The organism is Vibrio sp. DNB22_10_4 (assembly GCF_052879755.1).
In genome coordinates this window covers 1-274 of the sequence record NZ_JBNNXW010000063.1, presented here as the reverse complement: position 1 = coordinate 274, position 274 = coordinate 1, and the positions used below count along the sequence as shown (strand labels likewise).

At 67.2% G+C, this 274-nt stretch carries 1 pseudogene; it reads right to left on the bottom strand.

Annotated features, from left to right (window positions below):
• Positions 1 to 216 (bottom strand): annotated as a pseudogene (locus ACVA6Q_RS24675) (hypothetical protein); the annotation flags it as partial.
• Positions 217 to 274: the final 58 nt, after the last annotated feature.

Here is a 274-nt window from a genome sequence, read left to right as displayed (position 1 = left end):
GAACAGCAGCACGTGGTCGAGCGCTTCGCTGCGGTTCTTGGCCGCCGTCATGAAGATGTCGAGCTGGCCGCGCACCTTTTCCTGGCCGACGTATTCGTCGAGCAGCTTGGGGCGCAGCGCGCGCTCGAAGGCCTCCTCGTTGGGGGAGGCGGGGGACGCTGAGATGATGCGCTCAGCGGAGACGGCCTTGGCGGCGAGCTTGTCGGTTTCGATCATGAGGGGCAGACGGCCCAGGATGGCCGCGAACGGGCCATTTTACCGCCTCGCCACCGCC